13 protein-coding genes are annotated in these 18,073 nt (G+C 72.7%); 8 read left to right on the top strand and 5 right to left on the bottom strand.

The features are described from left to right. Window positions 1-236: 236 nt before the first annotated feature. A complete protein-coding gene (locus tag OG241_RS28105; RefSeq protein WP_405819031.1) occupies window positions 237-1,409 on the top strand; it encodes a glycoside hydrolase family 64 protein in 1,173 nt (390 codons plus the stop codon). On the opposite strand, the gene OG241_RS28110 is transcribed toward OG241_RS28105, so the two are convergent. Next, window positions 1,402-5,163 (bottom strand): hypothetical protein, encoded by a 3,762-nt coding sequence (locus OG241_RS28110; RefSeq protein WP_405819033.1) that lies wholly within the window; start codon window positions 5,161-5,163, stop codon window positions 1,402-1,404. The genes OG241_RS28105 and OG241_RS28110 overlap by 8 nt on opposite strands. Before the next feature lie 246 nt (window positions 5,164-5,409). Here OG241_RS28110 and OG241_RS28115 point away from each other — a divergent pair, with 246 nt between their 5' ends. Both OG241_RS28115 and OG241_RS28120 read left to right on the top strand, forming a co-directional pair. Beyond that, entirely contained in the window at window positions 5,410-6,228 is an 819-nt protein-coding gene (locus OG241_RS28115; protein WP_405819035.1) for an NPP1 family protein, read from the top strand. A gap of 150 nt (window positions 6,229-6,378) precedes the next feature. Next, on the top strand, window positions 6,379-7,626 hold the full coding sequence (locus OG241_RS28120) for an amidohydrolase (protein ID WP_405819037.1): 1,248 nt from the start codon (window positions 6,379-6,381) through the stop codon (window positions 7,624-7,626). Here the strand turns inward: OG241_RS28120 and OG241_RS28125 are convergent. Together OG241_RS28125 and OG241_RS28130 are read right to left on the bottom strand one after the other, a co-directional pair. After that, the gene (locus OG241_RS28125; RefSeq protein ID WP_405819039.1) at window positions 7,623-8,972 is read right to left on the bottom strand and encodes a hypothetical protein; all 1,350 of its coding nucleotides are present in this window, start codon (window positions 8,970-8,972) and stop codon (window positions 7,623-7,625) included. The two genes, OG241_RS28120 and OG241_RS28125, sit on opposite strands and share 4 nt — an antisense overlap. A 115-nt stretch (window positions 8,973-9,087) precedes the next feature. Further along, complete coding sequence (locus OG241_RS28130) at window positions 9,088-10,326, bottom strand: PP2C family protein-serine/threonine phosphatase (RefSeq protein ID WP_405819040.1); 1,239 nt, start codon at window positions 10,324-10,326, stop codon at window positions 9,088-9,090. Window positions 10,327-10,428: 102 nt separating this feature from the next. On the opposite strand from OG241_RS28130, the gene OG241_RS28135 reads away from it, so the two are divergent. Next, complete coding sequence (locus OG241_RS28135; RefSeq protein ID WP_405819042.1) at window positions 10,429-10,860, top strand: hypothetical protein; 432 nt, start codon at window positions 10,429-10,431, stop codon at window positions 10,858-10,860. Between the two features lie 49 nt (window positions 10,861-10,909). On the opposite strand, the gene OG241_RS28140 is transcribed toward OG241_RS28135, so the two are convergent. Continuing rightward, window positions 10,910-11,347 (bottom strand): SH3 domain-containing protein, encoded by a 438-nt coding sequence (locus OG241_RS28140; protein WP_405819044.1) that lies wholly within the window; start codon window positions 11,345-11,347, stop codon window positions 10,910-10,912. 186 nt (window positions 11,348-11,533) lie between these two features. On the opposite strand from OG241_RS28140, the gene OG241_RS28145 reads away from it, so the two are divergent. Further along, on the top strand, window positions 11,534-12,472 hold the full coding sequence (locus OG241_RS28145; protein ID WP_405819045.1) for a hypothetical protein: 939 nt from the start codon (window positions 11,534-11,536) through the stop codon (window positions 12,470-12,472). Here OG241_RS28145 and OG241_RS28150 read toward each other — a convergent pair. Next, on the bottom strand, window positions 12,378-13,730 hold the full coding sequence (locus OG241_RS28150; protein WP_405819047.1) for a PLP-dependent aminotransferase family protein: 1,353 nt from the start codon (window positions 13,728-13,730) through the stop codon (window positions 12,378-12,380). The two genes, OG241_RS28145 and OG241_RS28150, sit on opposite strands and share 95 nt — an antisense overlap. Window positions 13,731-13,846: 116 nt before the next feature. Here OG241_RS28150 and OG241_RS28155 point away from each other — a divergent pair, with 116 nt between their 5' ends. From OG241_RS28155 to OG241_RS28165, 3 genes are all read left to right on the top strand, one after another. Further along, window positions 13,847-14,647 carry an alpha/beta fold hydrolase gene (locus tag OG241_RS28155; RefSeq protein ID WP_405819048.1) on the top strand — a complete coding sequence of 267 codons (801 nt, stop codon included), beginning with the start codon at window positions 13,847-13,849 and terminating at the stop codon, window positions 14,645-14,647. 24 nt (window positions 14,648-14,671) lie between these two features. Then, window positions 14,672-16,618 carry an FUSC family protein gene (locus OG241_RS28160; protein ID WP_405819050.1) on the top strand — a complete coding sequence of 649 codons (1,947 nt, stop codon included), beginning with the start codon at window positions 14,672-14,674 and terminating at the stop codon, window positions 16,616-16,618. A 508-nt stretch (window positions 16,619-17,126) separates the two neighbouring features. Continuing rightward, window positions 17,127-18,068 (top strand): LysR substrate-binding domain-containing protein, encoded by a 942-nt coding sequence (locus OG241_RS28165; protein ID WP_405819052.1) that lies wholly within the window; start codon window positions 17,127-17,129, stop codon window positions 18,066-18,068. The last annotated feature ends 5 nt before the right edge of the window (window positions 18,069-18,073 follow it).

Genomic DNA, 18,073 nt, shown 5'->3' on the forward strand with positions numbered 1-18,073 from the left:
GTCAATCTACGATTCGTGCCTCGGTGTCGTAAACCGCCCCCGATGTGTCGTTGCCGACAGCAGGTACGCACGCCGGGAAGCAACCTTCTTGGTCTAGACCTTGACGTGCTCCGTTCACGGGAGCAGCCTGAGAGCGCTCTCAGAACCATTGGTGCCCCCAGAACCATCGGTGGAGCGACGCGAGGAGGACGAACGTGTTTGTCCAAGGGAAAGTCCGGAGCGCACGGAACGTACTGGTGCCCCTGGTCGCCGCGGCGGCCGTCGCGGCGGGGCTCACGGCCGCGGGGCCGGCGTCCCGCGCCGAAGCCGCCGTACCCACGACCATTCCGCTCGACTTCAAGAACAACTCCGGACGCGGTGACCAGGTCTACGTCTACAACATCGGAACCCTGCTCTCGACCGGCCAGCAGGGCTGGGCGGACGCGAACGGCACGTTCCACGCCTGGCCCGCCGGCGGCAACCCGCCGACCCCCGCGCCCGACGCTTCGATCGCCGGACCGGCGAACGGGACGTCGATGACGCTCCGGATGCCGAAGTTCTCCGGCCGCGTCTACTTCTCCTACGGCCAGAAGCTCGTCTTCAAGCTGACCACCGGCGGGCTGGTGCAGCCGGCCGTGCAGAACCCCTCCGACCCGAACGCGAACATCCTCTTCAACTGGACCGAGTACACGCTCAACGACGCCGGTCTGTGGATCAACAGCACACAGGTGGACATGTTCTCGGCGCCCTACGCCGTGGGCGTCAAGAACACCTCCGGCACCGTGAAGAACACCGGTCATCTGAAGGCGGGCGGCTACGCCGGGTTCTTCAACGCCCTGAAGGGCCAGCCCGGCGGCTGGGCCAACCTCATCAGGACCCGGTCCGACGGCACGATCCTGCGCGCCCTCTCGCCCGGCCACGGCATCGAGTCCGGCGCCCTGCCGAGCAACGTCATGGACGACTACGTCAACCGCGTGTGGACCAAGTACGCGAGTTCGACCCTCACGGTGACACCGTTCGCGGACCAGCCCGCCACCAAGTACTACGGCCGGGTCTCCGGCAACGTCATGAACTTCACCAACAGCGCCGGCGCTGTCGTCACCACCTTCCAGAAGCCGGACGCCGACAGCATCTTCGGCTGCCACAAGCTCCTGGACGCACCGAACGACCTGGTGCGCGGCCCGATCTCCCGCACCCTGTGCGCCGGCTACAACCGCTCCACGCTCCTGACCAACTCCAGCCAGCCCGACACGAGTTCGGCCGGTTTCTACCAGGACTCGGTGACCAACCACTACGCCCGGAAGATCCACGCCCAGATGGCCGACGGCACGGCGTACGCCTTCGCCTTCGACGACGTCGGCCATCACGAGTCGCTGGTCAACGACGGCTCACCGCAGACGGCGTACATCACGCTCGACCCGTTCAGCTGACGCACACCCGGCGGTACGGCACCTCCGGAACGTACGTCCGCCACTGCTCCCGCGAGAGCTCGGCGCCCGTGCCCGCGCGGGCGCACACCCGGGCGACCGCGCGTTCCGGATCGACGGCGTACCGCTGGAGCGGGACGTGCGCGCCGCCCGCGTACAGCGTGCCGCTGTCGGAGCTGAAAGCGAGGGTGTCGACCGACTCTCCCGGTGTGGTCAGCGGGCCGCCCAGGGGCTGTTGGGTGGCGATGTCCCAGAGCTGGAGGGAGCCGGCGGCGCCGCCGACAGCGAGGGTGGCGCCGTCGGGGCTGACGGCCAGCGCGCTCACCGCTTCCGGTTCCGCGGCGCCCAGGGGAGCGGGGAAGACGTTGCGCAGGATGCCCGTACGGTCGCCCAACTCGCCGTCCCACAGGGCGACCCGCCCGGTCAGGTCGCCCGCGGCGAGGTGTGAACCGTCGGGGGAGAAGGCGAGGGCGCTGATCTGTTCGCCCTGCACGAGACCCTTCCTGGCGACCCCGGCGGCGGGCAGGCTCGCGGTGCGATTGTCGCCGACGAGGAGACCGCCGTCGGGGTGCAGAGCCAGGTGGATGCTGGTGAACCCGGTGAGGACGGCCGTTCTGCGGCCGGTTCCGGTGTTCCACGCCTCGTCGCTCACGTCGCCGAGCACCGGTATTCGGGCCGCGTAGAGGGTGGAGCCGCCCGGCCCCAGGGCCAAGGTGACCACCGGGGCGGCGGATCCGGGGGTCGCGAGGTCCAGGGTGGTCCGGGGCCGGTCCCGGGCCAGGTCCCAGACCGTGAAGCGCTGCGGCGACGCCTCCCTGCCGGGCGCCGAGACACCGTACGAGAGCGCGTGGCCGTCGGGGCTGAACGCGAGGAGGGCCAGCGTGTCCTCGGGGATCACCGGGGTGGCGGGGTCGGCCGAGACGGGCATGGGCGGGGCGGGGAGGGTGTGCAGGAGGCGGCCGTCGGAGGTGGCCCGGAGTTCGAAACGGTAGCGGCCGTCGGCGAGTTGGGCGGTGGCGTACGTCCGGGCGTCCGGGCTCACCCGTACCTCTGTCAGGGGGTCCGGGCGCCAGGCGGGGGTGACCGCCATCCCCAGTTCCAGGCAGTGGACGGCGCCGCCTTCGAGATAGCGCAGGGTGGTGCGACGGACGGGGTCCCACGAAATCCCGTACAGATGCTGGTTGTTGAGGGAGTGCCGGAACACGGGGGCGGCCGGGTCGGACAGCCGCCACACCCGGATCTCGGCACCGCCCGCCGTCGCGAGGAAGGTGCCGTCCGGGGTGAACGCGGCCCGCCCCGCGCCCGGTTCGTCGAGGTGGGCGATCTCGCGGGCGGCCCCGGTGTCCCACACCGTCACGCCGGACTCCGAGAGCGCGGCGAGCCGGTCACCGCCGGCGCCGAACACCAGGGCCGTCGCTTCCGCCTCCTCGCACAGGCCCCGGTCGCGGTCCCAGGGGCCGGGGCGGACGCGGTGGCGGGCGATGTCCCAGACGTGCGGGGAGCCGCCCTCGGGGCAGACGGCGACCAGGCGGCCGTCGGCGCTCACGGCCGGGGTCACCAGGCCCGCCGCCCGGCCCTCGAACAGCACTTGGCCGTCGGTGACGGACCGCAGGCTCACCCGGTCGTCGTCGATGTCGCTCACGACGTAACCGCCCGCCGCGATGTCCGTGACCGAGGTGAAGGGGAGCGGGCGAGGGTCGCCGGTCCAGCGGCCGGTGGCCGTGTCCCACAGGCGGATGCCGGTGTCCCCGGAGATCGCGAGGACCCGGCCGTCGGGGCCGGCGGCGAGCACCTCGCCGGGCGGCAGCGGTCCGGAACCTGTGCCGCGGAGCCCGGCCACGTCCCAGGTCCGCCAGGTGCGGCCGTCGGCGCTGAGCAGCGTACGGCCGGAGTCGGCGAGGAAGCGCGCCGGACCGTCTCCGGGCGCCGGGTCGGTGAAGACGGCGTGTTCCGCCTGGGCGAGGGAGCCGAGGAGCGCCCGGCGGGCCTCCGGGAGCGGCGAGACGCGCCAGGCGGCGACGCTCAGCAGCATCGCGGTGCGCGGGTCGGTCGTCCGCATCGCGTCGGCGACGTCCGCGACCCGGCGCGCGGCGGTGTCGGTGCGCTGGCGCACGTTGTCGACGCTCAGGTGCCAGGCGGCCAGCCCGCCCGTCAGGGCCACCGCCAGTACGGCGGACAGCGCGGCGACCAGGACGCGGGAGCGCCGGGTGGTGCGGGCGGCGGACCGGGACTCCGCCCGGCGGGCCGCGAGCGCCGCGTCGAGGAACTCCCGCTCGGGCGGGGTGAGCCGGCCCCCCTCCCCGGCCGGCTCCCCGGCGACCAGATCCCTGGCGAACAGTTCCTCGGCGCGGGCCAGCCTGCTGCCCCGGACCAGCGCGCCCGGGTCACGGTCGTGCTCCAGCCAGAGCCGGACCTCCTCGGCCAGTCGCCGATGGTGTTCCAGCCACTCCCGGTCCGCCTCGATCCACTGGCACAGCCTCGGCCAGCAGGTGATCAGCGCCTCGTGGGCGAGCTGGACGCCGTCCTCGTCGACGGTGACCAGACGGGCGCGGGCCAGCCGGTCCACCACCACGGGCACATCCGGATCGGTCGCCGACTCGGCCAGCTCGGCACGGGTCAGCGGGCGCCGGGTGTCGGCGCTGCCCTGCCCCGGCTCGACCATCCGCAGCAGCAACCGGCGGGCACTGCCCGCCTGCGCGGGGGTCAGCTGCCCGTACACCTCCTCGGCGCTCGCCGCGATCGCCCCGCGCACCCCGCCCGCCGCCTCGTACGCGGCCAGCGTCAGCAGCCGGCCCCGGCGGCGGCGCCAGGTCTCCAGCAGTACGTGCGACAGCATCGGCAGCGCGCCCGGCCGGTCGAGGACCTCCTCGACGATCCGCGCGGTCAGCTCCCGTTCGACCAGCAGCCCGACGGCCGCCGCCGGCCGGGTCACCGCCTCCCGCAGTTCGTCCGCCGTCATCGGCCCGACCAGCAGCCCGGCCCCGCCGAGCGCGTCCGCCAGTTCCCGGTGCTCGGCGCAGCGGGCGTAGAAGTCGGCGCGTACGGACACGAGTACCCGCAGCCGGCTGTCCGGGTTCCGGGCGGCCAGCAGGAGATCGATGAACCGGGTCCGCTCGGCGCGGTCGTGGCAGAGGGTGAAGACCTCCTCGAACTGGTCGACCACCACCCAGCTCTCCGGCTCGTCCTCGGCCGGGGTCAGCAGCTGCCCGTATGTCTCGGCGGGCCGCTCGCCGGGCGTGAACACCCGCAGCTCGGCGTGGCCGGTGTCGCACTCCTCCTGGAGGCGGGGTATCAGCCCGGCCCTCAGCAACGACGACTTCCCGCTCCCGGACGCCCCGAACACCATCGCGAACCGGTGCTCCCGCACCAGCCGCAGGAGTTCGCCGACCAGATCGTCCCGCCCGAAGAACAGCTCCCGGTCGCCCTGCTCGAAGGGGGCGAGCCCCCGGTAGGGCGCCGCGGCCTCCCCGTCCTCGTCCCGGGCGGCGGACGCCACCTCGTCCTCGGCGTCCTTCCAGCGCGGCTCCCACTCGACCGGGTCGCCCCCGCACGCCCGCACATACCCCTGGACCACCGCGAGCGACGGCAACCGCTCGCCGCGCGCCGCCTCGGACAGGGTCGCCGCGGAGAATCCGGCGGCCTCGGCCATCCGCCGGTACGAGGGTCCGCCCGCCGTCCGCCGCAACTCCCGCAGCTCATGAGCGAACCGCTGCACCGGACCCGCCTGCGGGTCCACCGGTCTCTCCGGACGCCCCATGAGCTCCACCCTCCCCATCCCCGTACCGCACAGGAGCCACATCACAGGGGAAAACGGGCCGAACGCCATACCTGTTCACAACGAAAACGGACGGGGCGGTGAAAACGAACTCCCGGCGACGGAATTGAACGGCCCGGTGAAAGGGGTGCCAGTCAACTTTCCGGCTGCCAGTGTCGGTCCCGCCAGCCGGACTCACGGCACGACCGAGCCGTCTTACCGGCACGACCCAGTGGAGAGCACCCGCACATGTTCAAGGCATCCACGCACAACGGCAGGACTTCCCGTCTCGCCAGGGCCGCGCTCATCGCGGTCAGCGCCGGCGCACTGACCGTCGGCATCTCGACGAACGCGTCGGCCGCGATCCTGAACCCCCTGCCGGAGAACGCGAGCACCTTCCAGAAGAAGTACCAGCCGCTCTGGGACTACGACTCGGACAGCTGCTTCCCCGCGGCGGCCGTCGACGCGAGCGGCAAGCTCAACGGCGGTCTCAACAACAGCGGCTCGATCACCGGCGGCTGCCGGACCGACCACCTCGGCAAGGCCAACACGTACTCGCAGGGCTGGTGCAAGAACGGCTGGTGCGCGTACGTCTACGGGCTCTACTTCGAGAAGGACCAGACGCTTGCCGGCGCCGACGCCTTCGGCCACCGCCACGACTGGGAGTCCGTCGTGGTCTTCCAGAAGCAGGGCGAGGAGAGCCCCCGCTTCCTGTCCGCCTCCCGGCACGGCGGTTACAGCACCCACCCGATCAACGAGGTGCCGATGGGCCGGCTGCCGGGCGAGGCGAACTACAACCGCGTCGAGATCGTCTACCACAAGGACGGCGCGAGCACGCACGCCTTCCGCTTCGCCAAGTGGGGCGAGACCCCGGTGGCCTGGGGCGACGGCGGCTGGGACCACCCGGCCCTGGTCACCATGGAGAACATGGACAAGACCCCGCGCGACCAGCTCTGGAACTCCAAGTGGGGCGACGCCAACTTCCCGCTGACCGGCAACCTCCAGAGCAACATCAACAAGGCCCGCAACGCCGACAGCAGGGCCGCCGCCGCCATCCCCGCGTTCTGACACGCGGGTTGGTGACACCCGGGTACGTGAAACACGGCCCGGCATGAGCCGCCGCCGGTGGGACCGTTGCTCCCCCGCCCCGTCCCACCGGCGGCACCCCCTCCCCCCTCCTCCCTGTCCGCGTCCCGGGCACGGGCATACGCTGCCCACGTGACCTCTCCCGCCGCCCGCACCGCGCTCGACCTCACCGCCGACCTGCCGGTCCCGGCGCTGGAGGACCTCTACCGCGACCTGCACCGCCACCCCGAACTGTCCCTGGCGGAACACCGCACGGCGGGCCTGCTGGCGGACTCCCTCCGAAAGTCCGGCTACGAGACGACGGAGGGCGTGGGCGGCACCGGTGTCGTGGGCGTCCTGCGCAACGGCGACGGCCCGACGGTCCTGCTCCGCGCCGACCTGGACGCGCTCCCCGTCCCGGAGGAGACCGGCCTGCCGTACGCCTCCACCGTCCCCGGCGTGATGCACGCCTGCGGCCACGACCTGCACGTGACCTGGCTGGCGGGCGCCGCCCAGGCCCTGTCGGCGGGCCGGGACACCTGGAACGGCACGCTGGTGCTGGTCGGCCAGCCCGGCGAGGAGACCGGCGAGGGCGCGCGGGCGATGCTGGCCGACGGCCTGTACGACCGTTTCCCGCGCCCGGAGGCGCTGCTGGCGCAGCATGCGGCGCCGGGTCCGGCCGGCCTCTACCCGCACGTCCCGGGCCTGATCATGTCGGCCTCGACGGACGTCGACATCGTCGTGCACGGCCGGGGCGGTCACGGCTCCCGCCCGGAGACGACGGTCGACCCGGTGGTGACGGCGGCGTACCTCGTCACGCGTCTCCAGTCGGTCGTCTCGCGCGAGATCGCGGCCCGCGACTCCGCCGTCCTGACGGTCGGGGTGATCGAGGCGGGCACCCGGCACAACATCATCCCGGCGACGGCCCGAATCGCCCTGAACCTGCGCACCCAGTCCGACGACGTACGCGACCGCATGCTGGCCGCGATCAGGCGGATCGCCCAGGGCGAGTGCCTGGCGGCGGGCTGCCCGAGCGAGCCGGAGATCCGCGTCGGCGCGACCTTCCCGCTGACCGTCAACGACGTGCCCCTGGACGAGCGGGTGGCCTCTGTCCACCGCGAGGTGTTCGGCGCGGGCACGGTATTCGACCCCGGGCCCGCCATGGGCAGCGAGGACTTCGCCCACCTGGCGACGGACGGACTCCCGTACTCGTACTGGTTCGTGACGACCACACCGGGCGACGTGTGGAACGCGGCGGAGGGCGGCGACGACCTGATGGCGAGACTCGCGGCGGTCCCGAGCAACCACAGCCCCCTGTTCGCACCGGACCTCTCGACGGTCGCCCCAGGGGTACGGACGCTGGTCTCGGGGGCGCTGACGGTGCTGTCGGGAGATGCCTAACCCGGCACGTGCTGGGCAGCCCGCTCCCCGAGCCGCTCCAGCCGCCGCTCGGCATGCCGTAGGGCACCTTCGCGTCGGCCGGGCACCCGGCGCCTCAACTCGACGACCACCGGGCCCAGTTCACGCGCGTCGGCGCTCTCACCGAGGCTCGTCCACTGGTGGTGGGCCCGGTCCACGGCCGCCTCGACGGCAGGCGCGTCCGGCGCCTGCCCGGCGCTGAGCCGGGTACCGGCGACGGTCAGCCAGGCCCGGCAGCTCCGGGCCGGATCCCCGGCGAACATCGCGAGATCGGCCCGGACCTCGGTCCAGTGCAACGCCTCCTCGGAACCACGCCCGTACTCCCGAAAGGCAGCCTGCTCCCACTGCGCGGCGCACGCGTCGGCGTCACCGTGACGGCCGGCCTGGACGGCGGAGGTGATGAAGGAGTGCGGATCGCTGTCCGGTGCGACCTCGTCGCCGGTCGGCGCCAGCCCGTCCGGTGCCTGTTGAGCACCGGCCCGCACCTTCAGCCCGTCCGGTGCCTGTTGAGCGCCGGTCGGCGTTTTCAGCCCGTCCGGCGTTTGAGGACGAGCGCCTTCAGCGCGAACCGGGGGTCTGGGGGCGGAGCCCCCAGGTACGGATGGGACGGGTAGGGGCGGCGGGGGCGAAACAGATCCGGCGCTCCCAGCACCCGCCCCGGCCAACGCGTCCCAGGCCAGCACCACATCGCCGAAGGCAACCCCCTCCGACGACAACCGCCCAAGCGCCTGCTGATGCAACTGCCCGTCCTCAGGCCGATGCCCGCTACGCAGAATCGTCGCAACCGTCTTCATATACGTCGGCACAGCCACCACCCGCCGAGGCGGCGGCGGAGCAACCCTCCCGTACACACTCACCCCACGCCCCGCGTCGAACACCCGCCCAGTGACGTACTGCCACGCGGCCGCATCGGCATGCAGGTCGAGAAAGAGCGTCGTCGTCCCCGGCGCCCGCAGCCGCAACTCCTCGGCGATCCAGTGCCAGGGGAACGCCGTGTAGCGGACCGTCGCGGGGGTCGTACGCGCCAGGGCGAGATGCGGAAGGTGCTGCTTGCGGTCGAGTTGGAGCTGCCCGGTGAGGAAGACGGTGAGCGGCCCGGGAGTCACCGCGGCGGCACGCAGCCGGGTCAGCACGGCCTGCGGCTCCAGCGGGTCGGCGAGTTCGACGACGTTCGCCGTGTCGGTGCCGGCCAGCACGGCGGGGGCGACGGCGGCAAGGACGGGCAGCACGGACGCCGCGTCCACGAGACATCCCTTGCCCACGGGCGAGGCGGCGAGCAGCAGCGCGGTTCCGGTCGTCGAGCCGGGCGAACCCGTTGGTCCGGCCATGGTCCCTCCCCTCACGTCCTTCACGTCCCTCACGGCGGTCGTGGCGCTCATGTGTCTGGACAGCACCGTAACCGGTGCGACTGCGAAGGGGGATTGGCGGTACGGCTATGGCCGTCTATGGACGGCTTGTACCGGCGGCCGGGTCCGCCCTGCGCACCGCGAACACCGTCGTGTCGTCGGCGAGACGCCCCCCGCTGTGCCGAAGGGTGCCGTCCCGGACGAACGCCACCAGGCGCCGCGGGTCGGCGATGCGCGGATCGACGGCGACGGCATCGGCGACGCGTTCACGCAGGGGGAAGAAGGTGCCGTCGGCGTCCCGGGCCTCGGTGACGCCGTCGGTGACGAGGAGCAGGGTCTCCGCGGCGGCCAGCGGCACCCGGACCACGGACGGCAGCCCGCCGTCGCCCGGGGTCAACTCGCTGAGCCCGAGCGGGAGTCCGTCCCCCGGCGGCAGGCTCCGTACACCGTCGGGCGACACGATCAGGGAAGGCTCGTGACCGAAGTTGACGACCTCGACCTCGGCAGCGAACCCGCCGGCCGTCGCCCGCCGCTCCTCGGGGAAGCCGATGAGGACAGCGGTGGCGAACCGGTCACCCTCCACCAGACCGCCCTCCTCCCGGCCACCCTCGTCACGGCCCAGGGCTGCCCGGTAGCGGACGTGCCGCAGCATCCGTACCTCCAGGCGTTCCGCGACGGTCGCGAGCGCCGGCTCGTGGTACGCGGACTCCCTGAACGTGCTGAGCAGGGCCGCCGCCGCCTCCACCGCGTCGAGCCCCTTGCCCTGCACGTCGCCGATGAGGACCCGGGTGCCGTGCGGGCCGGGCTGGATGTCGTAGAAGTCGCCGCCGACCCGGGCGACGGCGTCGGCGGCGAGATACACCGCCGCGTGGTCGAGGCCGCCCCAGCCCGGCGGCAGCGGGCGCAGCACCGTGCGCCGGGTGGTCTCGACGACGTCCCGCATGTGCAGCATGCGCCGCTCACCGCGCAGCCGGACCATGCAGGCGAGGACGGCGAGCAGCCCGCCGATGGCGACGAGGATGAAGTCGGGCAGCCCGGTCTGGTACTGGTGGGGCCAGGCACCGTCGACGAAGACGTAGGTGCCCAGGGACAGGACGGCGAAGACGACGGTCCCGGCGACCCCGCAGAGCGCGGCGGCGATCCCGGGCACCAGCACGATCCAGGAGATGATCCGGAACTCGCCGGTGGTGTTCCAGTCGAGAACCGCGATCACGATGAGCAGCACCAGCGGCGGCACCCAGCCGACACGGCGCCCGGCGACGACGGGCGACGAGAAGGCGGGGCCCTCGTCGCGAACCACCGGACCCACCGGACCCACCGGGCCCAACGGCTTCATGGAATTCAGCGAAACACGGCTGGACCCCCCTGTCGACTTGCCAGCGGACCTCTCCAGGTGTGCTCTGGAGGGCGGGGGCGAGGAGAGAGAGGAATGACTCTCATGGCTCAGGCAACGTCCGGCATCCCCGGCAAGGCCGGGACTCCCGACATCTTCAGCGCGCGGGCCCACCTGGCCGCGAACCGGGCCCTGCCCGTCGTACTCGGGCTGGTCTACGGCTTCTGGGCCGCGGCCAACCGGCGCGGCGGCGGTCCCATCACCGGCTGGAACGTCCTGTTCGGCTTCGTCAGCGCGCTGGCGTTCATGGCGGTGTTCATCGGCGTACGGGCGGTGGCGCCACGACTGCGTCGCGAGTTGCACGCGGTGGCGTGGGGCGCGTTCGCCGGGGTCGCGTTCGGGTTCGTCTACAGCCAGACCGGAGCGAGTGTGCTGCGGTCGGCCGGGAACTCACTGGCGGTCGCGGCATCCGTGTCCGCGGTGCTGTTCTACCGCTATTACACCCACGAGGACGCGGCCGGTCACCGGGTGAGCTGACCGAGCTGAGAGCCGAGTCGGCTCGGCTCGGCTCGGCTCGGCTCGGCTCTCAGCCGAAGGTGACGTTCCAGTTGAAGCTGAACGACCCCGAGGCGCTCCAGTGGCCGTCGTCCTTCCACTCCGGGCACGGGTCGGTGCAGGTCGGCACCGACCGGTGCCCGGTGTCGATGTAGACGGCGCTCGCCCATGCGTTCACGCCGGGCAGCCAGTACCAGTACGGGTTCCCGCGCACGGTCTGCCCGACGACCGAGCACTCGACGCGCCCGTGGCTGCCCGGGGCGAGCCGTGCGACGACCCGCGAGTGGGTGGTCGGCTGCTGCCGTACGTTCAGCTCGCCGGCGGAGACGACGGTGCCCCGGACCCCGGAGCCGTCGGAGCCGTGGGAGCCCGCAGGCGCGGCGGCCATCGCCGTACCGACGGGTACGGCCAGGATTCCGCCGGTGAACAGGGCCGCGGTCAGGGTCCGCAGAGCCGGGGTGGTGCGCATATCTGCCTCCTCATCCCCGAAAACCCCCGTGTGTCCCGTGTCTCCCTCTCCCCAAAACCAGGAAACACCCGTTCGGGTGAACGCTCCACCGGAGGCTCCCCGCCGAGGCTTGTCCCGCACGCCCATATGCAGTCATATACAGTCAACCGGCTCGCGCTCCCGGCCCCCGGGGCCTTGCCTGGAGGGGTGACCCATCGCCTCCGGAGCGCCCTGTCGGCCGTCCTCATCGCCCTCGCGTGCTTCCTGCTGCCCTTCGGCGCGGTCTCGGCCTGGGCGGCGTACGGGCTCGCCGACACCGACCGCTACGTCACCACGATGGCGCCGCTCGCCCGGAATCCGTACATCCAGGACGCCATCGCGGACAACGTCGGCGCCGGGATCGTGCACGCCGTCGACGTCGGCCCGCTGGAAGGCACCGTCAACCACTTCGTGCAGGACGCGGTGCACTCCTTCACCCGCACCGAGGCCTTCCGCACGGCCTGGGACACGGCGAACCGCGCGACCCACCAGGCCGTGCTGCGGGCCCTGCGCAACGACCCGAACAGGCAGCGCCCCTACGGCAGTTACGGCGGCGAGGCGGCCGTCACGATCGACCTCGCGCCCGTCACCGCCCAGGTCAAGCGGCAACTCACCGTTGACCACGTGCCGTTGGCGAACCGCATCCCCGTCGCGCACACCGAGGTCGCGGTCCTGCCCGCGCAGGATCTCGTGCCGCTCCGGAAGGGTTTTCGCGTGCTCGAAGTCGCCGGTTTCTGGCTTCCGGTGACGGCCGGCGTCCTCGCCGTCGCCGGTATCGCGCTCGCCGTCCGGCGCCGCCGGGCGATCACGGCGACCGCGCTCGGCACGGCCCTCGGCGGGGCGCTGCTCGGCGTCGCCCTCGCGGTCGCCCGCCGTCTCACCCTCACCGACCTGCCGCCGGGCGTCTCCGCACCGGCCGCCGGCGCCGTCTACGACGCCCTGACGGCCACCCTCCGTACCGTCTCCTGGCTGCTGCTCGCCCTCGGCCTCGTCGTGGCCCTCGGCATGTGGGTCACGGAGCGGTACGGCCCCGCCGGGCGATCGCGGCGAGCGTCCGCAACGCCCGTTCCAGTTCCGCTTCCGGAGCCGACGCGAGCCCGAGTCTGACGGCGTCCGGCACTCGCTGCGGGCCCACGGCGAAGGCGTTCCCCGGCGTGACGGCGATGCCGTGCGCCGCAGCGGCGGCCGTGAAGGTGTCCGCCCGCCAGGACGCGGGCAACTCCCACCACGCGTAGTAGGCGTTCGGATCCGACCGCACGGCGCCCCCGGCCGCCGCCAACTCCCTTGCCAGCAGCCGCTGTCGACGTGCCGCGTCAGCCCGCTTGGCGGCCACGAGCCGCGCCACGGTCCCGTCCTCGACCCACCGCACACCGGCCTCCAGCGCGAACCTCCCCGCACTCCACCCACCCGACCGCACGGCCGACGCGACCGCTTCCGCCCGGTCCGGCGGTACGACGAGGAAGCCCACGGTGAGCCCGGGCGCGACCCGCTTGGACAACCCGTCGACGACATGGGCCAGTTCGGGAACATGAGCGGCGAGGGGCTCGCCCACCTCGGTGAGGAACGACCAGATCCGGTCCTCCACCACCGGAAGACCCAAGTCCCGCACCACGCCCGCGAGTTCAAGCTTCCGCATGTCCCGCATCGTCACCGACGTCGGGTTGTGCAGCGTCGGCTGGACGTACAGCGCAGACAGGGGAGCGGTGCGGTGGGCGGCGACGAGGGCGTCGGGCCGCAGACCGTCCTCGTCCATGGCGAGCGGGACGAGGGTGATACCGAGGCGGTCGGCGATCTCCTTGACCAGCGGGTACGTCAGCACCTCGACGCCGACCCGGCCGCCTGGCCGGACCAGGGAGGCGAGGGCGGCGGCGATCGACTGCCGGGCGTTGCCGGTGAACAGGACACCGTCGGGGTCGGGCCGCCAGCCCGGGGTCGCGAGCAGTCCGGCCGCTGCCGACCGGGCCTCGGCGGTGCCGGTGGCGGGCGCCGGGCGGAGCGCCTCGGTGAGCACGTCCGGGCGCAGAAGAGGCGCGAGGGCCGGGGCGAGCAGCTCCGACTGGCCCGGCGCGGACGGGTAGTTGAGCTCCAGGTTGACCGCCGTGACCTCGGTGTTCACCGCTGGTTCGGCGAGGGCGCGCCCGGCCGGGGCGTGCGGTGCGGCCCGGACGAACGTGCCGCGTCCGACCTCACCGACGACCAGTCCGCGCCGCACCAGTTCGCCGTACACCCGCCCGGCCGTCGAGCCCGCGATACCGCGCCGACGCGCGAACGCCCGCTGCGGAGGCAGCCGTTCGCCGGGACGGAGCCGTCCGGCGACGATGTCGTCGGCTATGCGGTCGGCGAGGCGCCGGTAGTCGTCGTCCATGTTTCCCCCGTACCCGTTCCCGTTCCCGTACCTGTTCTGGTACCCGTTCTCGCACATTGCACCGAGGGCAAAGAGCTTATTGCACCGAGGGGTTGAGTCGGCCTAGGGTCGTGCACATGCCCACCTACACCCCTCTCGCGACGAATACCCCTAGTACCCCCAATACCCCTCTTGCTCCTCTTGTTCTCGTCCATGGCCACCCCTTCGACCACACGATGTGGAACCCGCAGATCGATGCGTTCTCCGCCACCCGTCGGGTGATCGCCCCCGACCTGCGCGGTTACGGCGTCTCCCGGATGCCCCTCGATACCGCCACCCCGCTCTCGCGGTTCGCGCAGGACATCGAGGAGTTGCTCGACGAGGAGGGGGTGAAGTCGTGCGTGCTCGTCGGGCTGTCGATGGGCGGCCAGATCGTCATGGAGTGCTGCGCCCGCTTCCCGGAGCGCGTCCGGGGCGTCGTCCTCGCCGACACCTTCCCCGCGCCGGAGACACCGGAGGGCCGCCTCACCCGCAACGCCATGGCCGACGAGCTGCTCGCCGAGGGCATGCGCGGGTACGCCGACGAGGTGCTGGAGAAGATGGTGTCCCCGTCGGCCGACGCGGGCGTCAAGGCCCACGTCCACCGCATGATGACGGCCACCGACCCCCGGGGCGCGGCGGCGGCACTCCGGGGCCGGGCAGAGCGCCCCGACTACCGCCCCCTCCTCTCCACGCTCACCGTCCCGGCGCTGGTCGTCGTGGGCGCCGACGACGAGTTCACCCCGGTCTCCGACGCCGAGGCCATGCACACGGCGCTCCCCGACTCCACGCTCCACGTGATCGGGCACGCGGCCCACATGCCCAACCTGGAACGCCCGGGGGAGTTCAACGAAGCCCTGGCCGGCTTCCTGGCGACACGCATCGACACGGCCCCCTGAAAAGGGCACGGCGATAATGGGGCCATGTTCCGCGAGCTTCCCATCGGCCTCACACCTCCCGACTGGCTGGTGCGGAATCTCCGGCCCCAGCCGGCCCCTCCCGTCAACCGCCCCGCCGTGGCCCGCGCCGCCATCGCCATGTCCCTGCCCCTGGCCGTCGGCCTCGCCACCGGCCACGCCGCCTACGGCGCCCTCGCCTCCATGGGCGCCCTCTCCGGCGTCATCGGGGACACCGCCGACGCGTACAGGATGCGCCTCCTCAAGATCGCGGTCCCCCAGCTCTTCGGCGCGCTCGGCGTCACCCTCGGCGCGCTCGTGTACGGCCAGGGCTGGACCGCCGTCGTCGCCGTCACCGGCGTGGCCCTCGTCTCCGGGATGATCTCGACGATCGGCGCGGTGGCCTCCGTGTCCGGGCTGCTGCTGCTCCTCAACTCCCTGATCGGCGCCGGGCTGCCGCTGCCGGGGGCGTGGTGGCTCGCGCCGGTCCTGATGGCCGGGGGCGGGCTGCTCGTCCTCGTGCTGGCGCTCCTCGCCTGGCCGCTGCGGTCGGGCGTGCCGGAACGGGTGGCGGTCGCGGAGACCTATCGCAAGGTCGCCGAACTCCTCGCCGCCGGCACCACCGACGGCTACGAGGACGCCCGGTACGCCGTCACCCAGTCCCTCAACACGTCGTACGACCTGGTCCTCGCCCGGCGCGCCCGCCACCACGGCCGCAGCCCCGAACTCGTGCGCCTGCTGGCCCAGTTGAACGCGATCACCCCGGTCATCGAGGCCGCCCCCGCCGCCCACCAGGCCGGCCGGCCGCTGCCGCCCGAGGTCCCGCAGGCGGTCCGTCACCTCGCCGACGCCGTCGAGACCGGCTACGGCGGCCCCCTGGGGCTGGACATCCCCGCCCCGGCCGACCAGACCTCCCGCGCCGTCGAACAGGCGCTGCGGCACACCGTCGAGGTGGTCGGCAGCCGCTCCCCCGACCTGCGTACCGCCGTCGCCGACGACGACCGGCTCGGCCGCCCTGCCACCCTGCGCGCCCGCGCCGTCCGCTCGGCACGGGACGTCGTCCTGTCCGGCGACTCCTGGCGCTACGGACTGCGCCTCGCACTCTGTATCGGCCTCGCGCAGGTGCTGGTCTCGATCGTCCCGGTGCCGCGCTCGTACTGGGTGGCGCTGACGATCACCTTCGTCCTGAAGCCCGACCTGGGCTCCGTCTTCTCCCGGGCACTGCTGCGCGCCCTCGGCACGGTCGCGGGGCTGGTGATCGCGGCGGGGGTGCTCGTCCAGGTGCCGCGCGGCTGGTGGGACGTACCCGTGATCATGCTGCTGGCCACCCTGATGCCGGCGCTGACCCCACGCGGGTACGGCTACCAGACGGCCGCCATCACCCCGGTGATCCTCCTGCTCTCCGACGTCCTCAACCACCAGGGCGCCGCCCTGCTGCTGCCCCGGCTCCTCGACTCCCTCATGGGCTGCGGTATCGCCCTGGTCGCCGGGTACCTGCTGTGGCCGGAGAGCTGGCACACCCGCGTGGGCGTCCGCCTCGCCGACGCGGTCGCGGACACGGCACGCTATGTGGAATCGGCGTTCCGCGCCGACACCGAGGGCGCCGTCCGGGCCCGGATGCGGCGGCGCCTGTACCGCGATCTCTCCGTCGTCCGTACGGAGTTCCAGCGCGCCCTGACCGAACCGCCGCCCACCGGACGGCGGGCGGCGGCGTGGTGGCCCCTGGTCGTCGCGGTGGAGCGCATCGTCGACGCGACGACGGCGGCCCGGGTCCACATCAAGCAGGGCGCCAAGCCGCCGTCCGAGGCGGAGATCGGCCAAGTCGTCACCCAGCTCCGGGAGTTGTCGGACGGACTGCGCCGGGTCGAGACGCTGTACGCGGTGCGTACGGACCTCAGCGGACCGGCGGACAGCGTGCTGGAGCCCCTGCGGCAGGAGGTGGCGGCGGCGAGGGCGATCACCTCGCCCAAGTGACCGCCGGGGAAAGGGCGCGCGGACCGTCCCTGTGCAGAGGGACGGCCCGCGCTCGTGGGGGGTGGGACTGGGGGGTACTGGAGGTACATGTGGCGGTACTGGGGGGGTACTCGGAGGTGCTGGGGTCTAACGCATGGCCGCCGCGAGGCCGTTGGCCCACAGCTGGTTCAACCAGGTCGCGTAGGGAACTGGCCTCCCGGGCCCGGACCGCGTACAGGATGCGTGTCGCCGCCCCGGGGTTGAGTACGCCGGGGACCAGTGCGCCCAAGACCGTTCGGGGCGTGCGGCTGAATGGGATCACTCCCTCTCGGTCCACAGGAACGGTGAGTCAGTCGGTCGTATCGTGAGTGTCGGCGCCTGTGCGGCGGCTGTGATGATGGCAAGACGCGATAGCCCGGCCCTATCACCGATTTAGTGCGTCTGTCGGAACGCGAGGTTCCGGCCTAGGGTTCGATGGCATGGACATGAATATGTGCATGCGCATGATTCGCGGTGCGGAGCTGCTCTCATGGAGCTAGAGGTGAGGCACCTTCGGGCGCTGTGCGCCATAGCCGACACCGGCAGCCTGCACCGGGCCGCCCGCCAACTGGGCGTGGCCCAACCCTCGTTGAGCACCCAGTTGCGCCGGATCGAACAGGAACTGGGCGGCGAGCTGTTCACCCGCACCCGGACCGGCTGCCGCCCGACACCGCTCGGCCGGGTCGTCCTGAGCCGGGCCCGTCCCCTGGTGGCGGAGCTGCGCTCCCTGGTCACCGAGGCGAGGGCCGCCGCGACGGAGAGACCTCAGCTGCGCATCGGCTCGACGGCCAGCCGGGCCCTGTCGGGCTGGCTGCGCCGGCTCCGGCAGCGCCAGCAGGAGCCGGCGCTCCGCATGGACGTCTCCGCGAACGCGCTGCTGCGCATGGTGGCCGACGGCAGGCTCGACGTGGCGTTCGTGCACGAGGTCGAGGGCTGCCCGCTCAGAGTCCCCGACGGCCTCAGCCTGCGCGTACTGGTCGACAGGGAACCCCAGTTCGTGTCCCTGCCCGCCGACCATCCGGCCGCCGCGAGACCGGTCGTCCACCTCTCCGAGCTGGCCGACGACCGCTGGATGGCCGACGAGACGGTCGACGGCGAGTTCGACGCCGTACTGCGCATGCTGCACACCGCCGGCCTCAACCCCCGTGTCCTGCACGGCGATTACCACACCACGGCCTCGCTGGTGGCGACCGGCGAGGTCGTCACCGTCTGCCAGGCGACCTGTCTGCCCCGCCCCGAGATGGCGGTACGCCGGCTGCACGGCGACCCGCTCGGCGTACGACTGCTGCTGGCGGCCCGCACGGAGACCGAGCTGGACTGTGTGCATCCGGCGCTGGCGGAGGCGTACGAGGAGGTGGCACGACAGGCACCGGCGTACCGGGAGTGGCTGGCACAGAGGGATGCGAAACCCCCGGTGCCGGCCCTCCCGTAGACCCT

It is taken from the genome of Streptomyces sp. NBC_01390 (assembly GCF_045040105.1).
Classification (GTDB): Bacteria; Actinomycetota; Actinomycetes; order Streptomycetales; family Streptomycetaceae; genus Streptomyces.